The organism is Pseudomonas mandelii, assembly GCF_900106065.1.
Lineage (GTDB): Bacteria > Pseudomonadota > Gammaproteobacteria > Pseudomonadales > Pseudomonadaceae > Aquipseudomonas > Aquipseudomonas mandelii.
Genome location: NZ_LT629796.1, coordinates 5,332,343 through 5,347,962, shown reverse-complemented (window position 1 = coordinate 5,347,962; position 15,620 = coordinate 5,332,343). Strand labels below are relative to the sequence as shown.

At 60.2% G+C, this 15,620-nt stretch carries 14 protein-coding genes and 1 pseudogene; 10 read left to right on the top strand and 5 right to left on the bottom strand.

The genetic code is table 11. The features are described from left to right. Nucleotides 1-76: 76 nt before the first annotated feature. The 5 genes from BLU63_RS24910 to BLU63_RS24890 all read left to right on the top strand — a co-directional run bounded on the left by BLU63_RS24910 (nucleotide 77) and on the right by BLU63_RS24890 (nucleotide 6,298). Complete coding sequence (locus BLU63_RS24910; protein WP_010455169.1) at nucleotides 77-1,312, top strand: 3-methyl-2-oxobutanoate dehydrogenase (2-methylpropanoyl-transferring) subunit alpha; 1,236 nt, start codon at nucleotides 77-79, stop codon at nucleotides 1,310-1,312. A gap of 1 nt (nucleotide 1,313) precedes the next feature. Beyond that, a complete protein-coding gene (locus tag BLU63_RS24905) occupies nucleotides 1,314-2,372 on the top strand; it encodes an alpha-ketoacid dehydrogenase subunit beta (RefSeq protein ID WP_010455171.1) in 1,059 nt (352 codons plus the stop codon). Then, nucleotides 2,373-3,650: a dihydrolipoamide acetyltransferase family protein gene (locus BLU63_RS24900; RefSeq protein ID WP_083376505.1), complete on the top strand. Its 1,278-nt coding sequence runs from the start codon at nucleotides 2,373-2,375 to the stop codon at nucleotides 3,648-3,650. It abuts the gene before it with no gap. Nucleotides 3,651-3,653: 3 nt separating this feature from the next. Then, nucleotides 3,654-5,036 carry a dihydrolipoyl dehydrogenase gene (gene lpdA / locus BLU63_RS24895; protein WP_083376504.1) on the top strand — a complete coding sequence of 461 codons (1,383 nt, stop codon included), beginning with the start codon at nucleotides 3,654-3,656 and terminating at the stop codon, nucleotides 5,034-5,036. Between the two features lie 242 nt (nucleotides 5,037-5,278). After that, nucleotides 5,279-6,298 carry a branched-chain amino acid aminotransferase gene (locus BLU63_RS24890; RefSeq protein WP_010455177.1) on the top strand — a complete coding sequence of 340 codons (1,020 nt, stop codon included), beginning with the start codon at nucleotides 5,279-5,281 and terminating at the stop codon, nucleotides 6,296-6,298. Between the two features lie 57 nt (nucleotides 6,299-6,355). Here BLU63_RS24890 and BLU63_RS24885 read toward each other — a convergent pair whose 3' ends face one another. The 3 genes from BLU63_RS24885 to BLU63_RS24875 form a co-directional block, all read right to left on the bottom strand. Next, on the bottom strand, nucleotides 6,356-7,189 hold the full coding sequence (locus tag BLU63_RS24885) for a TIGR03915 family putative DNA repair protein (RefSeq protein ID WP_083376503.1): 834 nt from the start codon (nucleotides 7,187-7,189) through the stop codon (nucleotides 6,356-6,358). Beyond that, nucleotides 7,186-8,406 (bottom strand): putative DNA modification/repair radical SAM protein, encoded by a 1,221-nt coding sequence (locus BLU63_RS24880; RefSeq protein WP_077749306.1) that lies wholly within the window; start codon nucleotides 8,404-8,406, stop codon nucleotides 7,186-7,188. Before BLU63_RS24880 ends, BLU63_RS24885 begins: the two co-directional genes overlap by 4 nt. Before the next feature lie 80 nt (nucleotides 8,407-8,486). Continuing rightward, entirely contained in the window at nucleotides 8,487-9,242 is a 756-nt protein-coding gene (locus tag BLU63_RS24875) for an ArsR/SmtB family transcription factor (protein WP_083376502.1), read from the bottom strand. Between the two features lie 82 nt (nucleotides 9,243-9,324). Here BLU63_RS24875 and BLU63_RS24870 point away from each other — a divergent pair, with 82 nt between their 5' ends. Together BLU63_RS24870 and BLU63_RS24865 are read left to right on the top strand one after the other, a co-directional pair. Beyond that, nucleotides 9,325-10,449, top strand: coding sequence for a cytochrome P450 (locus BLU63_RS24870; RefSeq protein WP_083376501.1), 1,125 nt, complete (start codon nucleotides 9,325-9,327; stop codon nucleotides 10,447-10,449). A 208-nt stretch (nucleotides 10,450-10,657) separates the two neighbouring features. Then, the gene (locus tag BLU63_RS24865; RefSeq protein ID WP_083376500.1) at nucleotides 10,658-11,401 is read left to right on the top strand and encodes an SDR family NAD(P)-dependent oxidoreductase; all 744 of its coding nucleotides are present in this window, start codon (nucleotides 10,658-10,660) and stop codon (nucleotides 11,399-11,401) included. A 33-nt stretch (nucleotides 11,402-11,434) separates the two neighbouring features. Here the strand turns inward: BLU63_RS24865 and BLU63_RS24860 are convergent. Next, nucleotides 11,435-12,298, bottom strand: a pseudogene (locus tag BLU63_RS24860) (LysR family transcriptional regulator). 134 nt (nucleotides 12,299-12,432) lie between these two features. On the opposite strand from BLU63_RS24860, the gene BLU63_RS24855 reads away from it, so the two are divergent. Continuing rightward, the gene (locus BLU63_RS24855) at nucleotides 12,433-13,464 is read left to right on the top strand and encodes a D-cysteine desulfhydrase family protein (protein WP_083376499.1); all 1,032 of its coding nucleotides are present in this window, start codon (nucleotides 12,433-12,435) and stop codon (nucleotides 13,462-13,464) included. A 151-nt stretch (nucleotides 13,465-13,615) separates the two neighbouring features. Then, nucleotides 13,616-13,963 (top strand): pyocin S6 family toxin immunity protein, encoded by a 348-nt coding sequence (locus BLU63_RS24850; RefSeq protein WP_306092901.1) that lies wholly within the window; start codon nucleotides 13,616-13,618, stop codon nucleotides 13,961-13,963. 72 nt (nucleotides 13,964-14,035) lie between these two features. Here BLU63_RS24850 and BLU63_RS24845 read toward each other — a convergent pair whose 3' ends face one another. Beyond that, nucleotides 14,036-14,374: an FKBP-type peptidyl-prolyl cis-trans isomerase gene (locus tag BLU63_RS24845; RefSeq protein WP_083376498.1), complete on the bottom strand. Its 339-nt coding sequence runs from the start codon at nucleotides 14,372-14,374 to the stop codon at nucleotides 14,036-14,038. Nucleotides 14,375-14,539: 165 nt separating this feature from the next. On the opposite strand from BLU63_RS24845, the gene BLU63_RS24840 reads away from it, so the two are divergent. After that, nucleotides 14,540-15,613: a sensor domain-containing diguanylate cyclase gene (locus BLU63_RS24840; RefSeq protein WP_083376497.1), complete on the top strand. Its 1,074-nt coding sequence runs from the start codon at nucleotides 14,540-14,542 to the stop codon at nucleotides 15,611-15,613. Nucleotides 15,614-15,620 lie beyond the last annotated feature (7 nt).

The window sequence follows — 15,620 nt, the reverse complement described above, 5'->3', positions numbered from 1 at the left end:
GTAGGACAGGATTTCTTTTATCGAAGAATGACGGTCAGCTCACTACAAGAAATTCACAAGATCGAGCGTAGAAGCCATGAACCAAGCGTATGAACCGCTGCACCTGCACGTTCCCGAACCATCGGGCCGTCCTGGCTGCAAAACCGACTTCTCCTACCTGCGTCTGACCGACGCCGGCACGGTGCGCAAACCCCCAATCGACGTTGAACCCGCCGACACCGCCGACCTGGCCAAAGGCCTGATTCGCGTGCTCGACGACCAGGGCAATGCCCTCGGTCCATGGGCTGAAGGCGTACCGGTCGAGATCCTGCGAAAAGGCATGCGCGCCATGCTCAAGACGCGGATCTACGACAACCGCATGGTGGTCGCCCAGCGTCAGAAAAAAATGTCGTTCTACATGCAGAGCCTTGGCGAAGAAGCCATCGGCAGCGGCCAGGCCTTGGCGCTGAACGTCGATGACATGTGCTTCCCGACCTACCGCCAGCAAAGCATCCTGATGGCACGCGATGTACCGCTGGTAGACCTGATCTGCCAACTGCTGTCCAACGAGCGCGATCCGCTCAAGGGCCGTCAGTTGCCGATCATGTATTCGGTCAAGGACTATGGCTTCTTCACCATTTCCGGCAACCTCGCCACCCAATTCGTACAAGGTGTGGGCTGGGGCATGGCCTCGGCGATCAAGGGCGACACCAAAATCGCCTCGGCGTGGATTGGCGATGGCGCCACCGCTGAATCCGACTTCCACACCGCCCTCACCTTTGCCCACGTTTACCGTGCGCCAGTGATCCTCAACGTGGTCAACAACCAGTGGGCGATCTCGACGTTCCAGGCGATTGCCGGTGGTGAAGCCACTACGTTCGCCGGTCGTGGCGTGGGTTGCGGCATTGCCTCCCTGCGGGTCGACGGCAACGATTTCGTCGCGGTCTATGCCGCCTCCGCCTGGGCCGCCGAACGCGCTCGCCGCAACCTCGGCCCCACGATGATCGAATGGGTCACCTACCGCGCCGGCCCTCACTCCACTTCCGATGATCCGTCCAAATATCGTCCTGCCGACGACTGGAGCTACTTCCCGCTGGGCGACCCGATTGCGCGCCTCAAGCAGCACCTGATCAAGATCGGCCACTGGTCCGAAGAGGAACACGTTGCCGTCAGCGCCGAACTGGAAGCCGAGGTGATTGCCGCGCAAAAAGAAGCCGAGCAGTACGGCACCCTGGCCGGTGGCCAGATTCCAAGCGCCGCGACCATGTTCGAAGACGTCTATAAAGAGATGCCGGAGCACTTGAAGCGCCAGCGTCAAGAGTTGGGGATCTGACATGAACGATCACAACAATAATATCGAGTTGGAAACCGCCATGACCACGACCACCATGACCATGATCCAGGCCCTGCGCTCGGCCATGGATGTGATGCTTGAGCGTGACGACAACGTCGTGGTGTTCGGCCAGGACGTCGGTTACTTCGGCGGTGTGTTCCGCTGCACCGAAGGCCTGCAGACCAAGTACGGCACCTCCCGGGTGTTCGATGCGCCGATCTCAGAAAGCGGCATTGTCGGCGTTGCCGTGGGCATGGGTGCCTACGGTCTGCGCCCGGTCGCCGAGATCCAGTTCGCCGACTACGTGTACCCGGCGTCGGACCAGATCATTTCCGAAGCCGCGCGCCTGCGCTATCGCTCGGCCGGCGAGTTCACCGCACCGATGACCCTGCGCATGCCTTGCGGCGGCGGCATCTACGGCGGCCAGACCCACAGCCAAAGTATTGAGGCGATGTTTACTCAGGTCTGCGGCTTGCGCACGGTCATGCCGTCCAACCCTTACGACGCCAAAGGCCTGCTGATCGCCTCCATCGAAAACGATGACCCGGTGATCTTCCTCGAGCCAAAACGCCTGTACAACGGCCCGTTCGACGGCCACCACGACCGCCCGGTAACCCCGTGGTCGAAACACCCGGCCGCCCAGGTCCCGGACGGTTACTACACCGTGCCGCTGGACGTGGCCGCCATCGCCCGTCCCGGCAAGGACGTGACCATCCTGACCTACGGCACCACCGTTTACGTGTCGCAAGTCGCCGCAGAAGAAACCGGGATCGACGCTGAAGTCATCGACCTGCGCAGCCTTTGGCCGCTGGACCTGGACGCCATCGTCAAATCGGTGAAGAAAACCGGCCGCTGCGTGATCGTTCACGAAGCGACCCGCACGTGCGGCTTCGGCGCCGAACTGGTCGCCCTGGTGCAAGAGCATTGCTTCCATCACCTGGAAGCGCCGATCGAACGCGTCACCGGTTGGGACACTCCCTACCCGCACGCGCAAGAGTGGGCGTATTTCCCTGGTCCGTCCCGAGTGGGCGCGGCGTTGAAACGGGTCATGGAGGTCTGAATGGGCACGCACGTTATTAAAATGCCGGACATTGGCGAAGGCATTGCAGAAGTTGAATTGTCGGTATGGCACGTCAAGGTTGGCGACATGGTCGTCGAAGATCAGGTGCTCGCCGATGTCATGACCGACAAGGCGATGGTCGACATCCCGTCTCCGGTGCACGGCAAGGTGATTGCGCTGGGCGGACAGCCAGGCGAAGTCATGGCGGTGGGCAGCATCCTGATCAGCATTGAAGTTGAAGGCGCGGGCAATGTTAAAGAGTCGGCTCAGCCGGCAGCCCCTGCGGTAAAAGAAGCGCCGGTTGCGACGCCGAAAGTTGAGCCCGTGGTCGCAAGCAAACCGGTCGTTGCAGCAGCGCCCCGAGCCGCCGTTTGCCAAGGCCCGATGGTCGCTCGCGAAGCCGACGAACGCCCGCTGGCCTCCCCGGCCGTGCGCAAGCATGCGCTGGACCTCGGCATCCAGTTGCGTCTGGTCCGTGGCACCGGCCCTGCCGGTCGCGTGTTGCACGAAGACCTCGACGCCTATCTGGCCCAGGGGCAGCAGCCGCAATCGACCGTGGCCGCCGCTTACGCCCAGCGTAATGACGAAGAGCAAATCCAGGTCATCGGCATGCGCCGCAAGATCGCCCAGCGCATGCAGGATGCCACTCAGCGTGCCGCTCACTTCAGTTATGTCGAAGAAATCGACGTCACCGCCGTTGAAGAACTGCGCGCGCACCTGAACGAAAAACACGGGGCGACCCGAGGCAAGCTGACATTGCTGCCGTTCCTGGTCCGCGCCCTGGTTGTCGCCCTGCGCGACTTCCCGCAGATCAATGCCCGTTACGACGACGAAGCCCAGGTCATCACCCGCCTCGGCGCCGTCCACGTGGGCATCGCCACGCAAGCCGACATCGGCTTGATGGTGCCGGTGGTGCGTCACGCCGAAGCCCGCAGCCTGTGGGATAACGCGGCCGAAATCGCCCGTTTGGCCACGGCCGCACGTAATGGCAAGGCCAGCCGCGATGAACTGTCCGGCTCGAGCATCACCCTGACCAGCCTCGGCGCGCTGGGCGGCATCGTCAGCACGCCGGTGCTGAACCTGCCGGAAGTGGCGATCGTCGGCGTCAACAAGATCGTCGAACGCCCGATGGTGGTCAAAGGCCAAATCGTGATTCGCAAGATGATGAACCTCTCCAGCTCCTTCGATCACCGCGTGGTCGATGGCATGGACGCGGCGCAATTCATCCAGGCCATCCGTGGTTTGCTCGAACATCCCGCCACCCTGTTTGTGGAGTAAGAGATGCAGACTTTGAACACCACTCTGCTGATCATCGGCGGCGGCCCTGGCGGTTATGTGACGGCGATCCGTGCCGGCCAGTTGGGCATCTCGACCATTCTGGTGGAAGGCGAATCGTTGGGCGGTACGTGCCTGAACATCGGCTGCATTCCGTCGAAGGCGTTGATTCATGTCGCTGAACAGTTCCACCAGACGCAACACCACAGCCAGCACTCTGCGCTGGGCATCAGCGTCTCCGCGCCAACCCTCGACATCGGCAAAAGCGTCGAGTGGAAGGACGGCATCGTTGATCGCCTGACCACCGGCGTCGCGGCGCTGTTGAAAAAGAACAAAGTCCAGGTCATTCAAGGCTGGGCGAAAGTGATTGATGGCAAAACCGTGGAAGTAGGCGATACGCGAATCCAGTGCGAGCACCTGGTGCTGGCCACGGGCTCGAAAAGCGTGAACCTGCCGATGTTGCCGATTGGCGGACCGATCATCTCCTCCACCGAAGCCCTGGCCCCGACGTCCGTGCCGAAACGCCTGGTCGTGGTCGGTGGCGGTTACATCGGTCTGGAGCTCGGAATTGCCTATCGCAAACTCGGCGCTGACGTGAGCGTGGTCGAGGCGCAGGAGCGCATTCTGCCGGCCTACGATGCCGAACTGACCCAGCCGGTACACGACGAACTGAAAAAGCTCGGTGTAACGCTTTACTTGAAGAACAGCGTCCAAGGCTTTGATTCTTCTAGTAATACACTGCAAGTTTTGCAACCGGGTGGCGACACCCTGAACCTGGAAACGGATCAGGTGCTGGTGGCCGTCGGTCGCAAGCCGAATACCCAGGGCTGGAACCTTGAAGCGCTGAATCTGGACATGAATGGCTCGGCGATCAAGATCGACCACCGCTGCCAGACCAGTATGCGCAACGTGTACGCCATCGGCGACCTGAGCGGCGAACCGATGCTCGCGCACCGGGCCATGGCTCAGGGCGAGATGGTGGCCGAACTGATCAGCGGCAAATCCCGCGAGTTCAACCCGACCGCCATCGCTGCCGTGTGCTTCACCGACCCGGAACTGGTGGTGGTCGGCAAGACCCCGGACGACGTCAAGGCTGCCGGCCTGGACTGCATCGTTTCCAGTTTCCCGTTCGCGGCCAATGGCCGGGCGATGACGCTGGAATCGAAAAGCGGCTTCGTGCGCGTCGTGGCACGCCGTGACAATCATGTGATTGTTGGCTGGCAAGCGGTGGGTGTGGGCGTTTCGGAGTTGTCGACGGCGTTTGGCCAGAGCCTGGAAATGGGCGCTCGGCTGGAAGACATTGCCGGCACGATTCATGCGCATCCGACGCTGGGCGAGGCGGTGCAAGAAGCCGCGCTGCGCGCTTTGGGGCATGCACTGCACCTGTGATTCAGAACATGGATGGCGGCATAGATGACCCCATCGCCAGCAGGCCAGCTCCCACATTTGCAATGCCTTCTCCTGTGGGGGCCAGCCTGCCAGCGATTTCTTGAGGTCAACTCGATTTATCTGTCTGTCATCCGATAGTCCGGGCTGCGAAACAGGCCCGTAATGAAGTATTGTTGTCCCCATCCAGAAAAACGTCAGAAGCCTTGAACCGTTTCGGCGGTTGTTAAGTGATAGAGGGTGTCATGGGTAACGAAAGCATCAATTGGGACAAGTTGGGTTTTGACTACATCAAGACAGACAAGCGCTATCTGTCGCACTGGCGTAATGGCGAGTGGGACACAGGCACCCTGACCGAAGACAACGTGCTGCACATCAGCGAAGGCTCCACTGCCCTTCACTATGGCCAGCAATGCTTCGAGGGCCTGAAGGCTTATCGTTGCAAGGACGGTTCGATCAACCTGTTCCGCCCGGATCAGAACGCCGCCCGCATGCAACGCAGCTGCGCCCGTCTGCTGATGCCGCAGGTGTCCACCGAGCAGTTCGTCGAAGCGTGCAAGGAAGTGGTCCGCGCCAACGAGCGTTTCATCCCGCCTTACGGCACCGGCGGCGCGCTGTACCTGCGTCCGTTCGTAATCGGCGTGGGTGACAACATCGGCGTGCGTACCGCCCCCGAGTTCATCTTCTCGATTTTCTGCATTCCGGTCGGCGCTTACTTCAAAGGTGGCCTGACCCCGCACAACTTCCTGATCTCCAGCTACGACCGCGCCGCTCCACAAGGCACCGGTGCAGCCAAGGTCGGTGGCAACTACGCGGCCAGCCTGATGCCAGGTTCCCAGGCCAAGAAAGCCCACTTCGCCGACTGCATCTACCTCGACCCGATGACTCACACCAAAATCGAAGAAGTCGGCTCGGCCAACTTCTTCGGGATCACCCACGACAACAAGTTCGTCACGCCGAACTCGCCGTCGGTCCTGCCAGGCATCACCCGTCTGTCGTTGATCGAGCTGGCCAAATCGCGTCTGGGCCTGGAAGTGGTTGAAGGTGACGTGTTCATCGACAAGCTGTCCGACTTCAAGGAAGCCGGCGCTTGCGGTACCGCTGCGGTGATCACACCGATCGGCGGCATCAGCTACAACGACCATCTGCATGTGTTCCACAGCGAAACCGAAGTCGGCCCCGTCACCCAGAAGCTCTACAAAGAGCTGACCGGTGTTCAAACCGGTGACGTCGAAGCGCCAGCGGGCTGGATCGTCAAGGTTTGATCTGACGCCAGCGGCATCGAAGCCCTCCATCGCTTTGGCGATGGGGGGCTTTTTTTATCAGCGCTGCCCGGCTTCTCCCCGCGCAATACGTTTACCGCCCCTGCCCTTGATTCCACTCGCCTGGCCGTCCTGTTGCTTGCCCGTGCGGGCCTGGGTGATCAGTCCCGGAATCAGCGCACCTTCCGGCAGGTTTTTCCAGAACCGGGCCGGCAAATGCCCTTGCATGACTTTCGGATTCAGGCGCGCCGGATTGAAGATGTGGCTGTAGTAGGTCAACCACATGTCGCTGTGCGGGTCGTCGACGTTTTGTGCCAGCTGCTGCCATTCAATTGGGCACTGGCGTTGGTGGATCAACTGCTCACCGTCGTAGTAGACCCCGTCCCTGGGCGTTGCAATCAACCAGCGATGCCGGCCCATGCGCCCGATAAAATGTTCACTGGCACTGTGCAGGATGTCGTGGGCGGGTTCATGCCAGGCAACGTATTGCGGGCCCTCACTTTCAGGCATTGCGACGAATCGTACGAATGCATGTAAGTGATGAGATTCACGCTGTACCTGTTTGATTCTTCTATGAAATTCACTGCCTAATTTGTCTCCCGCCAGCATGGCGGTGCGGTCACCATGACTGACCCGCCACAGCACTTCGTACAACAGACTCCAGCGCTGATCCCCCCGATAACGAGCGGCGCGCTCCAGGGTGTCCAACAGCGTTCGCGGTATTCGTGCGTGAAACGGCCCCTGGGTTTGAGGTGGCGCATCGTCGCTGGCGAACAGATCGCAGACGCCTTCACTGGCCCAACTCACCCGGCTCGGGTCCACCTCATGGCTGAGCAGCCAGCGCGCCTGCTGGCGCCAGAGGTCGAACAGGTCATCGCAATCGAGGCTGATCATCCCCATAACCCCATTTGTTGCGGCTGCGGCCGGTCGCGCAATTGCTGATACAACAAATGGCTGGTGACCTCCGCCTGCTGCGGGTGGTAATCGCTGGTGATGAAGAACGGTTTGGCCTTGGCCAGCACGCAACGCATTCGGGTCAGGTCTTCGTAGCGGATGCGGCGCTGACGGCGCAATTCCACCAGGCGCTCGGTAGTGCGAAGGCCAATACCGGGAATGCGTGCGATCAACGATGCCTCGGCGCGATTGAGGTCCAGTGGGAAGATCTCGCGGTTCTCCAATGCCCACGCCAGTTTCGGATCGATGTCGAGCGCCAGGTGCCCGGGCCCCTTGAACAGTTCGCCAGCGGTAAAGCCGTAGCTGCGCAACAGGAAGTCCGCCTGATACAAACGGTGCTCGCGCATCAATGGCGGCGCGGCCAGCGGCACGCTTTTCGGGCTGTTGGGGATCGGGCTGAACGCCGAGTAATAGACCCTTCGCAAACTGAAGTTGCCGTACAACGCCTGGGCGCTATGGAGAATGGTGCTGTCATCGGTGTCATCAGCACCGACGATCATCTGCGTGCTCTGCCCGGCCGGGGCAAATTTCGGTGCGCGGGGTTCGTTGAGTACGGTCTGGACACCGGTGTAGATGGTTTGCATCGCTTGCTTGATCGAGCCCAGCTGTTTCTCGGGGGCCAGGGTTTGCAGGCTGGCGTCGGTGGGCAGTTCAATGTTCACGCTCAAGCGATCGGCATAGCGCCCCGCTTCCTCGATCAGCGCCGGATCGGCTTCGGGAATGGTCTTGAGGTGGATGTAGCCCCGGAACTCGTGGTCTTCGCGCAGCAGTTTGGCCACGCGGATCAGTTGCTCCATGGTGTAGTCCGCCGAGCGAATGATCCCGGAACTGAGAAACAACCCACTGACGCAGTTGCGCCGGTAGAAATCCATGGTCAGCGTCACCACTTCTTCCGGCGTGAAGCGTGCGCGTGGCACGTCGCTGGAACGTCGATTGACGCAATACTGGCAGTCATAGAGACAGAAGTTGGTCAGCAGAACCTTCAGCAACGACACGCAGCGGCCGTCCGGCGTGTAGCTGTGGCAAATGCCCATGCCGTCGGTCGAGCCCAGGCCGCTCTTGCCCTCGGAACTACGCTTGGGCGCGCCACTGCTGGCGCAAGACGCGTCGTACTTGGCGGCGTCGGCGAGAATGCTGAGCTTGTCGATGAGTTCCATGGGGCACGCCTATTACTGTGTGGATATACAGTATAGGCTCGACCTTCAAGGCACAAGTCATCAGCGAACCCTTGGTCGGGTCAGATCACATCACGCGCAGGTTGCGGTGGGCGTTGTTCGCGGATGGGTTGCACGGTTGGCTGCGCCAGCGTCAGGTCGAATTGTGCACCCAATTCCTTGCGCCCCAGCGCCGTCAACGCCAGCGCCCTGCTGTCCAGATCCTGCGTCACCCATTTGCGCTTGATCGCGGTTTGCAGCAACGCCGCCCCCAGCGAACCTCCCAAATGTGGCCGACGCATGCTCCAGTCCAGGCATGGGCACGCGAAGCGGCGACGCAAGGTGTTCAGGTCATTGACTTCAATGCCCAACCTTTCCATCAACGCCTCGCCGCTGTCGCTCAGGCGATAAGCCTGCTCGTCAATTTCCAGCAACCAGCCTTTTTCCAGCATCCGGTCGTGCAGCAGCACCGCCAGCGTCCCGGCCATGTGGTCATAGCAAGTGCGGGCGAATTGCAGGCGATCCGGTGTACGCGAGTTGAAGGTCGGCGCAGTGTTCTGGCCGATCACCATCAGCGCTTCCAGCGCCTGGGCCACGCGCTTGTCGGCGAGGCTGTAATAACGATGGCGGCCCTGCACGTGCAAACGCAGCAGCGCCAGCTCCTTGAGCTTGGCCAGGTGAGCGCTGGCGGTGGAAGCGCTGACATCGGCAATCGCCGCCAGCTCAGTGCTGGTGCGGGCGTGGCCGTCCATCAGCGAACAGAGGATTTTCGTCCGGGCCGGTTCCGCGATGGCCGCGGCCACTTGAGAGACGCCGATGTCGTGTTGTTCAACGTTCATATTTCGCTCCCGGACGAATCAAGGCCGTTTCGAACTGGAGATAGTAGCAACACTTCTCCCACCACGAACAAGGCTGCGACCCATGGACCCGATCATCGCTGCGACTCATACCGATCCCTATCCCTATTACGCCCGGCTGCGCGCCGAGGGTGGGCTGGTGTTTCACCAAGGACTGAAATTGTGGGTGGCGAGCAGCGCCCAGGCCGTTGCGGCTGTGCTGGCGCACCGGGATTGCCATGTCCGACCGGCCGCTGAGCCGGTACCCAAAGGGATTGCCGACGGCATGGCCGGCAAGGTATTCGGGCAATTGATGCGGATGAATGAGGGCGAGCGCCAGCGTTGCCCGAGGTCGGCGATTGAGCCGGGGTTGGCGCTGATTGATGTGGACGAGGTCAACGCACTGGTGAGCGCGCGGTTGATCACGCCGGATGCCGACGGGTTGTATAACGCCATGTTCCGAGGGCCGGTTTGCGTGGTGGCGGCGCTGTTGGGGTTTTCACCGGCTCAGGGCCGGGCGATCAGTGAGCTGACGGCGGATTTCGTGGCATGTCTGTCGCCGCTCAGTGATCCGCTGCAATTGGAAACTGCCCACGCTGCCGCTGAGAAGTTAAGGGGGCATTTCGTTGAGTTGCTAAATGATCCGGGCAATAAAAGCTCACTGCTCGCCGGGATTCGGGCGCGCTTCGCGGGTGATCCTGAAATGTTGATTGCCAATCTGATCGGGCTGTTTTCCCAGACGTATGAAGCCACCGCCGGACTGATCGGCAACGCAATGTGGGCGTTGATTAAAAACCTGTCGCTGCTACGCGACTCGACACCCGTTGACGACTTGATCGCCGAAGTTCAGCGCTTCGACCCTTCGGTGCAGAACACCCGCCGGTTTGTCGCAGCACCGTGCGAAATCGAGGGTGTAAGTCTCAATGCCGGCGATGTGGTTCTGGTGCTGCTGGCTTCGGCCAATCGAGACCCCCAACTCAATGAGAGTCCCGACGCATTCATTCTGGATCGCCCGCAGCGGCGCAGTTTTACGTTTGGTGCGGGGCGGCATCAATGTCCGGGGCAACTGCTGGCGTTGGGGATTGCCAGTGCCACGTTGAGCGAAATTCTGCTGCATCCCCCTGCGCTGGATCGATTGGCCTGGAAGTACCGGCCTTCGCTGAACGGGCGTATTCCAGTCTTTAGCGAGTATTCCCCGTCGCCGCAATGAAGGTCATCGCCACCAAGTGTCATTTTGACTACCGCGCAGTCGTTACGACTACTTTTCAATGGAGTCAAAGTAACAACAGAGCCCCCACAACCCGCGTCCTGCCTGACATCCCGGACTGGCCCGTTTTTTGATCACACATTTACGCTTTCGATCAACCAACGATCGCCCCGTAAAAGACAGGCTGGATTATCAGGAAGAGGATTACTGCATGCTCAACGAATTTCACAATCGCTTGGCCGTCGTTACTGGCGCGAGTTCCGGCATCGGCCTGGCTGTTACCGAACAGCTATTGGAGCAAGGCGCTCGCGTATTGGCGATGTCACGCCAGATAGGTGGCCTGGGCGAATTGGCGGAACGCTACAAGGATCAACTCGCCTGGGTGGCCGGAGATATCACCCGCCAAGAGGACCTCGCCCGGCTGGGCACTCGCGCCGAAGCCTTGGGGCCAGTGGATTTCGTGGTGCCCAATGCCGGCATTGCGCAACTGGCCGGTGGCCTGGATGTAGCCGCCTTCGACCGACAGTGGGCGGTCAACGGCGCCGGTGCGCTGAACACCTTGGCCTGCCTGCGCAGCCACCTTGCGGCGACCGCGTCGGTGGTGTTCATCGGCACGTTCCTGGCCAACGTGACCTTTCCTGGTCTGGCCGCCTACATCGCCTCGAAAGCAGCGCTGATGGCGCACGTCCGGACCCTGGCCGTAGAATTGGCGCCTCACGGCGTCCGTATCAACACCGTATCGCCAGGCCCTACGGCTACCCCGATCTGGTCGACGCTTGGCTTGAAGCCTGCGGAACTGGGCGATGTCGCCAACTCGGTGAACCAGCGGCTGCTCGACGGAGAGTTTCTAAAACCGGGTGCCGTGGCAGACGTCATCCTGTTCCAATTGAGCCGTGGCGCACGTAGCGTGTACGGCCAGGATTGGGTGGTCGACAGCGGGTACACCCTGCGCTAGCCCCGCATTTGTCTGCGCTTCAGGACGCCACGATCACGCCAGTCGATCCGCGACAAACTCGACAAAGGCGTGCAACTTGGGCAACGATTTCCTGGAGCGCGGATACACCATCTGCACCGGTTTGGGCGGCGGTACGTAGGCGTCCATGATCCTCACCAGTTCACCTTTGGCCAACGCCGCCGACACCAGAAAATCGGGCTGCATCAAAATCCCCTCCCCGGCCACGGCCGCCTGCAACAACACCTGACCGTCATTGCTCTTCAACACGGCGCTTTCGGGCCAGGGCACTTCGCTGGAGCCGTTTCTCAGCGGCCAGGCAAACCGGTTGTTCCAGGACGTATGAGTGAGAATTCAGTGCCGGTGCAGGTCCTCGGGGGACTGCGGTTCCTGCCATCTTTCCAGATACCGGGGCGAAGCGCAGATCACCATGCGATACGGCGGCAACGGCGTGGCCAGCAGGTTGACGCCAATCAGCTCGGAAATCCTGAACGCCAGATCGAATGACGTCTCGTACAGATCGATCACTTCATTGCTCAAAATCAGCTCGACCTGGATCTGCGGATAACGCTGCATGAATTCGGACACCAGCGGCCCGACCAGGGAAACGCCGAGACTCATCGGCGCGGTGATGCGCAACAGGCCGCTAGGTTCCGGGCTGGACGCTTCCACCCGACTGAACGCGTAGTTCACTTGCTCCAGCGCCAGTTTGGCTTCTTCGTAAAACAGCCGCCCCTCGCCCGTGATGGATTGCCGACGCGTGGTGCGTTTAATCAGCTGGGTATTGAGGGTTTTCTCCAGCCCCTGAATATGCCGCCCGACCATCACCGCCGACATCCCGACTTCACTGGCCGCATCGGCGAAGCTGCCCGCCTCGACCACGGCGACGAAGACTTCCATTTGCCTGAGTTTGCTCATGTCCCTGCCTTGCATTCAATACATCAGGTTAAAGGAGTAATAACCGGCGATGCGTTTATCACCCGGGACTTTGTCCCTAGAGTCACTGCAATAAAGTGCATAACGAGGCGCCATTGATGCAAACCCTACTGGACATGTCACTGAGTTCTTTTGCGCGGGCAGACCTGTTGCAAGGCCCGACGCCGATTCAGCGCGCCGAACGCCTGGAACAGCTGCTGGGTTTGAAGGCACAAGGCATCGGCCTGTTTCTCAAGCGCGATGATCACATGTTGATCGGCGGTGGCGGCAACAAACTGCGCAAACTCGAATTCCACCTCGGCGCGGCGCTGGCGGCCGGGGTCGACACGGTCATCACCATCGGCGGTCTCCAGTCCAACCATGCACGGCTAACGGCCGCCGTGTGCGCCCGCCTGGGCATTGTCTGCGAATTAATCCTGACCCGCTCGGTGCCCAAAGCCGAAGTGGACTACGAGCTCAACGGCAACGTCCTGCTCGATCAGTTGTTCGGCGCCGACATACGGGTGCTTGCCGGCGGCAGCGACTCGCTTACCGAGGCCGAGAAACGCGCCGCCCACCTTCGGGAAGCCGGGCGCACAGTGTTGGTGATTCCAACGGGTGGCTCAACGCCGCTGGGCAGCCTCGGTTACGCACGCTGCGCTGCGGAGATCGCGCAGCAGGAAACGCAACTCGGCCTCACCTTCAACCAGGTGGTCGTGCCCAATGGCAGCGCCGGCACCCACGCCGGACTCGCCGCAGGGTTCCAGTTGCTGGGTCGGGGTACGTCGATGGTCAAATCGTATTCGGTCTTGTCTGATCGGGACACGTCAGCGGACAGAACCGTGCGACTGACTCAGGACGCACTGACGTTATTGGGCAGCAGCGCCGTCGTTGAGGCGTCAGAGATTGTGATTGATGGCAGTCAACTGGGCGAAGGTTACGGTCTGCCGACCCCCGCGATGCTCGACGCGGTGCGCCTGATGGCTCGCGCGGAAGGTCTGTTGATTGACCCCGTGTATTCCGGGAAAGCGTTTGCCGGGCTGTTGGGTGATATCAGGCAGGGACGTTTCCAGCGCGGTGACAATCTGCTGTTTGTGATGACCGGGGGAACGCCGGGGTTGTATGCGTATCGGGAGACGTTTCAGGTCTGATCCGAAAGGTTAACGGGAATCTGTGGTGAGGGTGCCTCTTCCCTCACCAATTTTGGAAAAAACGACCGAACATTCAGAAAAAACTTACATCCATTTAATGCCCATTGCTATAGCGTCCGCATCGTTTACAAAAGTTGAAACAAGGATGCTCATGGCTAGCAAGACAGACACACCTGCAGTTCAAAACCCACCGTCACGCGACGGGCACCCGGCTTGCAACAACCGCCAGGATCACTCGGGAATAGATCAGCAGGCCCACTACGTTTTCTGGATCAGTGGATTTTCAAAAGGTGATGATGAGGGTGACTTCTTAAGGTACGAACTGACCGTTCTACCTGAATTTGAAGCTGCAATATTGAATGTACTTGGCTGGAACAATCTTGATGAAAGCGCCTATGGGGATTGTTTACTGACCGCCGAGCAAATTATAAAAATCGCCATCGCCATTGATGTGCAGCTACCGACTGACCTGGACCTCTTCATAGGCGTGCGGGAATAGTGGGGAAAGCTGTTTGATTGCAGCGAGGGGCTTGCCTCCTCGCAGCACCAGCCATTTCAGCCCACGCGCCAATCAATCATCCCGCGTCAGCACTTCCAGCAATTCAATCTCGAAAATCAAATTCGAATTCGGCGTGATCGCGCCCATCGTCCGCTCGCCGTAGGCCAAATGCGCCGGCACCCACAATTTGCGCTTGCCGCCCACCTGCATGCCCAAAATTCCCTGATCCCAACCCTTGATCACCCTCCCTGTGCCAATCACACACTGAAAAGGTTTGCCACGGCTGTAGGACGAATCGAATTCGGTGCCGTCTTCCAGCCAGCCGCGGTATTGGGTGGTGATCAGTGCGCCTTTGACGGCGGCTTTGCCGTCGCCCACTTCAAGATCGATTATCTGCAATTCATCATTCATCACGTTCACTCTATTGTTCTCACACCCGACAGGGCCCAATGGGCGCCGTTTTCCCAGAAATGTGCGCCATTGGCAACCCATTCGGAACGGTTTTCGGCATTAACCTCAACTAAGATAAGCAACACCAAGACACTCGGATCAATATGACACGATGGCAACCCCTGAATGAATGACGTCTGGACCAGCGCAGCCATCGGCTCAGTGATGCTTGCCCTGATCATTGCGCTGATCTGCCGCGAGCGCTCGCTGCAAAAACAATTGACCGAGCAACGCGCGCTGATCGCCAGCCTGTCCGAAGGCCTGCACATTCGCCAGGACGGCGACGCCGAGCGTTTCAAGCGCAGCCAATACTTCGCCCGCATCGGCACCTGGGACTGGGATGTCGACACCGACAAGCTCTACTGGTCGGACGCGATCTACGGGATGTTCGGTTTCAAGATCGGCGAGGTCACACCCTCCTACGCACTGTTCTGCGCCTGCGTACACCCGGACGACCGGGCCAACGTTCGTGCCGGGGAATTGCGATGCCTGGAAACCGGTGAAAACCATGACGAGGAATACCGCGTGGTCTGGCCCGACGGCAGCATTCGCTGGCTGCGGGAAACCGGCAACGTGGTCAAGAACGACCATGACGCAACCATCAAGATGATGGGTGTGGTGCGCGACATCACCGAGGAAAAAGCCTCGGCCAGTTACCTGCAACACCTGGCCCATTACGACCCGTTGACCGGCCTGCCCAATCGCCTGGTGCTTGAAGAACGTCTGTGCGAAGCGCTCGAACAGGCACGGGTCAGCGCCACCCGGGTGGCATTAGTGTTTGTCGATCTCAACGGGTTCAAGGCGATCAACGACCACTACGGTCATGCGGCCGGCGACCGGGTCCTGATCACGACCGCTACGCGATTGAAGAAAATCCTGCGCTCGACCGACACCGTTGCCCGGATCGGCGGCGATGAATTCGTGGTCATTCTGCAAGGGTTGCCCCAAGGCGTCAGCCTGCAAGACGAGGCTCGCACCATCTGCCAGAAAATCTTCGTCGAACTGTCACCGCCCATCACCATCGGCAACGACCAACGCCACATCGGCACCAGCCTCGGGGTCGCGGTATTCCCGGACCATGCGCCGAGCATGGACCGGTTGATTCATATAGCGGACCTGGCGATGTATGAGGCGAAACGCAGCGGGAATAATCAGTATCGATTGGGCACTGAAAGCCCGGTGCGCGCTCACAGCGAGTAGCCGTTCG